Origin of the sequence: Micromonospora deserti, from assembly GCF_003236335.1 — a bacterium.
Taxonomy (GTDB): domain Bacteria; phylum Actinomycetota; class Actinomycetes; order Mycobacteriales; family Micromonosporaceae; genus Micromonospora; species Micromonospora deserti.
On record NZ_POUB01000343.1, the window covers coordinates 1 to 5,618 of the forward strand.

General features: G+C 74.0%; 3 protein-coding genes, 1 rRNA gene and 1 pseudogene. 3 read left to right on the forward strand and 2 right to left on the reverse strand.

Going from position 1 to position 5,618, the window contains the following annotated elements:
• A pseudogene (locus tag C1I99_RS35460) lies at window positions 1-912 on the forward strand (hypothetical protein); the annotation flags it as partial.
• A gap of 10 nt (window positions 913-922) precedes the next feature.
• Here C1I99_RS35460 and C1I99_RS28740 read toward each other — a convergent pair.
• The gene (locus C1I99_RS28740) at window positions 923-1,678 is read right to left on the reverse strand and encodes an FkbM family methyltransferase (protein ID WP_111137337.1); all 756 of its coding nucleotides are present in this window, start codon (window positions 1,676-1,678) and stop codon (window positions 923-925) included.
• A 170-nt stretch (window positions 1,679-1,848) separates the two neighbouring features.
• Here C1I99_RS28740 and C1I99_RS28745 point away from each other — a divergent pair, with 170 nt between their 5' ends.
• Together C1I99_RS28745 and C1I99_RS28750 are read left to right on the forward strand one after the other, a co-directional pair.
• Entirely contained in the window at window positions 1,849-3,186 is a 1,338-nt protein-coding gene (locus C1I99_RS28745) for a polysaccharide biosynthesis protein (protein WP_199562427.1), read from the forward strand.
• 124 nt (window positions 3,187-3,310) lie between these two features.
• Window positions 3,311-5,113: a VanW family protein gene (locus C1I99_RS28750; RefSeq protein ID WP_111137338.1), complete on the forward strand. Its 1,803-nt coding sequence runs from the start codon at window positions 3,311-3,313 to the stop codon at window positions 5,111-5,113.
• 397 nt (window positions 5,114-5,510) lie between these two features.
• Here the strand turns inward: C1I99_RS28750 and rrf are convergent.
• Window positions 5,511-5,618: ribosomal RNA gene (gene rrf, locus C1I99_RS28755) — 5S ribosomal RNA — on the reverse strand; the annotation flags it as partial.

Sequence of the window (5,618 nt, forward strand, 5' to 3'; positions counted from 1 at the left end):
CTAGCTTCGTCGGCAGCGTCAGATGTGTATAAGAGCCAGGCCCGCACCACCGCCTCTGCCGGGATCGCCCAACCCGCCGGCACCGTCCCGCGGCAGCCCGGCCCATCACCCGCCGGTGAACCGACCGGCCCCGCGCCGAGCGGCGCCGTACCTGGTTCCGCTTCGGTCCCGGCCGCGGGCGACGGGCACAGCTTCGGGCTGGCCCGGCACCCGGTGGCCGTTGACGCCGACCCGCCTCCGCCGGCGCTGCTCACCCGGCACCGGGAGACGGTCAGCACCGGGCTCGCCGTCGCACTGCTCGCAGGCGCCCTCGGCACCGCCTGGACCACCGCCCGGTACGGAGACGAGTGGGCAGTCAAGAGCGGCCGGACCTACCTGGAGACCGCGCGCGCGGAACTCGCCGCTGCCCCGCCCGGTACCGTCTTCTTCGACCAGCCGGTCCCGGGTGACGTGGTGCCGGTGCTCTCCGCGCCCTACAACCGGCAGTCGGCGTTCTTCCGGGCCCTGGGGCAGGACGGCCCGGTCTTCGTCACCGAAGCCGAGGCGCCGTCCCTCTTCGACGGCGGTGGCCGGATCGTCCCGGTCCGCATCGACGGGCCGGCCGTGCTGCCCGGCCCCGAGGACGGCTGCGGCTACAAGATAGCCGGTGGTCGGACGGTGCGGATGCCACTCGCCGGCCCTCGCGACGACTGGTTCTGGGTGGTCCGGATCGGCTACCTGAGCTCAGCCGACACCACGGCGACGTTCCGCCTCGGCGCCGACACCCGGCAGTTCCCCATCAAGCAAGGGCTGCACCAGTACTACTTCGAGTTCACCGGCGGCGGCGACCTGGTCGAGCTGACTGTCGAGGGCCACGGAGTCACGGTCTGCACCAACGAGGTCACGGTCGGCACCCCGGTCCCGCAACAGTGAGCCGGCCGGCTCACTCCGGGCGGAACAACACCGAGTTGACGTAGCGCGGGCGCGGCCAGAGCACCCGGCGGCCGAAGCTCTGGCTTATCCGGACGATCGCCTCCCGCTGGTGACCGCCGAGATCGAAGTCCGCCAGCGGCACCCAGGTGCGCCCCGGCAGCACGTACCCCCGGTAGCCCCAGCCGGCGAGCAGTTCCAGCAGCGGCTCGACCGGCTGGATCCGCTCCTCCACCTCGATCAGCAGCACCGGCCGGTCCCGCTGGACCGTCTCGGCCGCGCCCCGCAGCGCCGGCAGCTCGTGGCCCTCGATGTCCAGCTTGACGAAGCGCACATCGGTCAGGCCGAGCGAGTCCAGGGTGACCCGCCGGACCTCCACCGCGGAGCCCCGCCCCGGCTGTTCCAGCGAGGAGGTACCCACGATGGCCCCGCCGGCCGGCAGGAAAAGCGACGCGGTGCCGACATGGCCAGAGATCGCCGCCTCCACCACCTGCACGGTCGGGAACGCCGCCCGCAACTGCCGGGCCAGCGGCGGGGTAGGCTCCACCGCCACCACCCGCTCGGCCCGCCGGAGCAACCGCCCGGTCCACGGCCCGTACCAGGCGCCGACGTCCACGGCGGTGCCGCCGCACGGCACGAACTCGGCCAACCGGGCCAGCTCCGGCTCGACCCGGGGATACACCCAGCGGATCGCGGTCGCGAGGAGCCGTTCGGGAAGGATCGCGGCCAGGCCGGCGGTCGCTGCGGGGGCCACGTGCGTCGACGCCATGGGCCAGCACACTAGACGCTTCCCGGTGCCGAGGGCAGGGGTCGCGGGTGCGGGGCTGACGGGCCGCGTGGCCGAACGGTACGTTCTCCCCGGTCGGGCCACCGTCCCGACCGGTCCGCCGGCCGCGACCCGTACGGCGCGCCGAGAGCAGCGCGGAGACGCGGGGTGGCATGACGCAGACCACGGACAGGGACACCGGGACTGTCCGGCTGGGTGCGGCGGGTGCCGCCGTCACCGTCGCGACCATGCTCACCAACGCGCTGGCGTACCTCGTCCCGGTGCTCGGCGCGCGGCGGCTGACCGCCGCCGACCTGGGCGCGCTGGCCGCTGTCCTGGCGCTCGCCGCGATCGCCGCGGTGCCCGGCTTCGGGTTGCAGATCGCGGTGGCGGCGCACCGCGCCCGGTGGGGTCCCAGCGGCACCGGCCGGCTGGCGCTGCGCACCGCCGCCGTCACCGCCGGGGTGACCGGGGCGGCCGCACCGGTGCTCGCCGTGGCGCTCCGGCTGCCGGTCGCGCTGACCCTGCTGCTCGCGGCGAGCACGTTCGCCACCGTGCTGGCCGGCCGCTGGCTCGGCGAACTCCAGGGCGACCAGCGCTTCCTGCGCCTCGCCGCCGCGATGACCGGGCTCGCCGCGGGGCGCTACGGCGGGCTGGTCGTCGGGCTCGCGCTCGGCCGGGGCCCGGTCGTCTGCCTGCTGCTCGGCACGGTCACCGGGTTCCTCGTCCTGCCACTGCTGGCCCGCCTCGCCGCGTCGCGGGACGGACGCCTGGCTCCGGACGGCCCCGCCGCCGGACGCCGGGACGACCTGCCGGCCACCCGGGCGGTCGACCGCGCCGCGGAGACCGGGCCGGAGCCGGGCGACTCGCCGGGCGGGTCCGTCGCCGGCCGCGTGCTGCGGGCCCGGCACGTGCTGACGGCGTGCGGCGCGTCGCTGGCGATGCTCACCATCTCGTACGCCGACCTGATCCTCGCCCGCCAACTGCTCCCCGAGGACAGCTCCGGCGGGTACGCGGTCGGCTCGGTGCTCACCAAGGGCGCGCTCTGGGCGCCGCAGGTGGTCACGCTACTCGTCCTGCCCCGACTGGCCCGGGGTGACCGGCGGGCCCGGGCGCTGGCACTGGCGCTGATCGTGGCGTGCGGGGCGGCGCTCGTCGCCGCCTCCACGCTCGCCGGGGAGCTGGCGTTCCGGCTCGCCGGGGGTGCCGAGTACCTGCACCTGGCCGGCGAGGCACCCCTTTTCGCCGCCGTCGGCGCCCTCTACGCGGTGGTGTTCATGCTGGTCAATGACCGGGTGGCGACCGGCGCCCGGTGGCCCGGCGCCCCGCTCTGGGCGGCCACCGCCGGCCTGGCCGGGGCGGCCCTGCTGTTCGCGCCGCCCACGGTCGGCGGGGTGCTCGGCTGCGCGCTGGCCGCCGCCGCGGCGACTGCCGGTGTGATGGCCTGGCTGACCTTCCGCCCGTCTCGCCGGTCCCCGACCGGGCCGGCGACGACGTTGCACGGTCCCTGATGGTGCGGCGCCGCGCCGGCTCCGGTCCGCGACCTCGTGCCGGCGAGCCGCCCACGCGTTGGTTACCGTAGTTGTCTTCCGGGTGGGGAGCTTTCCCACGTGGTACGTCCCGATCGAGGTAGCTGTGACGCTGTACGGCGAAAAACGTCCTCCCGCCGACGACCGGCCCACCGTGCCGGTCACCGCGGTCAAGTGGCCGGCTGACGAGCCGGAGCCGACCGGGCCGCGGGGGGAGGGATCCCGGTCCCGTCGAGTCCGGGTGCTGCTCGCCGCCGGGGTCGCCACGGCGGTGCTGGTCTCCGTCGCCTCGGTGGGCGCCTACGCGTACGCCGGTGACGTGCCTCGCGGGACGACGGTGCTCGGCGCGGAGCTTGGCGGCCGGAGCCGCGCGGGCGCCGTCCGGGAGCTGCGGGCGGAGCTGGACCGCCGGGCGGACGCTCTCGCCACCCCGCTGACCGTCCGCGTCGGGGAGAAGTCCGCCGAGATCACGCCGGCCGACGTGGGCTTGGCGGTCGACGTCGACGCCACCGTGGCGGCCGCCGCCGAGGCCAAGGCGCACGCGGTCGAGCGGCTCGTCGGGTCCCGCTCGGTGGAGCCGGTCGTGACGGTCGACGTGGCCCGACTCGACGCCGCGCTGAAGAAGGTGGTCGGCGACCAGGGCCAGAAGATGACCATGCCTGCGATCACCTGGAGCGGCACCACGCCGAAGGCGGTCCACCCGAAGCCGAGCCTCGCGCTCGATCCGGAGCGCTCCGCCGAGGTGGTGCGGGAGGGCTGGCTGGGCGGCCAGCCGGTGACCGTCCCGTTGGTCGAGACGCACCCGGCGACCACCGCCGAGGAGGTGGACCGGATGGTCGCCGAGCTGGCGAAGCCGGCCGTCGCCGCGCCGGTGACGCTGACCACCGACAAGGGTTCGGTGACCATCCCGCCGAAGGCGATCGCGAAGAGCCTACGGTTCACCGCCGACAAGGCCGGCACGCTCACCCCGCAGGTGGACGTGAAGCGGTTGCGCGCCGCCCTCGGCGACGACCTGACGAAGGTCGAGGTGCCGCCGAAGGACGCCCGGATGACCATCTCCGGCGGCAAGCCGAAGGTGATCGACGGCAGTCCCGGCCAGCAGCTGGACAGCGCGGCCCTCGGCCGGGACCTGCTCACCGTGTTGCCGAAGGCGGACGGCCGGGAGGTGACCGGCACGCTGAAGCCGGCGGAGCCGGACCTGACCGCGGAGAAGCTGGCGGGCCTCGGCATCAAGGAGCGGGTCTCCACCTTCACCACCCGGTTCACCGGTGGCCTCTCCTCGCCGCGCAGCCAGAACATCATCACGATCGCGAAGGACGTCGACGGCACGGTGGTGCTGCCCGGCGAGACGTTCTCGCTGAACGGCCACACCGGCGAGCGCGGCTACGCCCAGGGCTACCGGGACGCCCCGGTGATCCTCGACGGCAAACTGGTCCCCGGCGTGGGCGGCGGCACGTCGCAGTTCACCACCACGCTGTTCAACGCGACGTACTACGCGGGGCTGGAGGACGTCGAGCACAAGCCGCACTCGTACTGGTTCAGCCGGTACCCGCCGGTCATCGAGTCGACCATCTTCTGGCCCAACCTGGACTTCAAGTTCCGCAACGACACTCCGTACGGGGTGCTCATCGACACGTCGTACACGTCGAGCTCGATCACGGTGTCGATCTGGAGCACGGAGATCTACGACAGCGTGAAGACGGAGTACGGGCCGCGCCGCAACATCACCAAGCCCAAGACCATCTATCTGGAGCCGGGCCCTACCTGCATCCCCGCCAACGGCATCGACGGGTTCACCCAGGACGCCTACCGGGTCATCCGGAAGGACGGCAAGGTGATCAAGCGGGAGAAGTTCAGCTGGCGCTACGCCGCGGAGCCCCGCTACATCTGCGGGCCCGAGCCCTCCTGACCGCCACCGGGCGCCCGCACGAGGAAGCCCCGCCGGCCCGTCGCCGGCGGGGCTTCTTTCCTGCCGTACGTCGACCGCCCGGCGACCCTGACCCCGGCGCCACCTCCGGCGGCTCCTCGGGGACATCTCCGCGGCCCGTCGCGCGCCGCGCGGTAACCCGAGCCGGCGGTACCCCCACGCCCCACAAGGCGGGTGGACATCGGGGCGACTGGACCACGGTGTCCGGCGGTCATCTGCCTCCTGGTCACCGCCCTTGCCGCAGCCGGTGTCGCCCAGTGCCCGCCTGGCGGTGTCGGGCTGATCAGGGTGAGGAGAGGCCAGGTGGGTCGGTGAAAAAGTAGCTGTGAACGCAGTGAGGGCCACCCCGGGTAACGGGGTGGCCCTCGACTGGAAGATTGTCCGGCGGTGTCCTACTCTCCCACACCCTCCCGGGTGCAGTACCATCGGCGCTGGAGGGCTTAGCTTCCGGGTTCGGAATGTGACCGGGCGTTTCCCCTCCGCCATG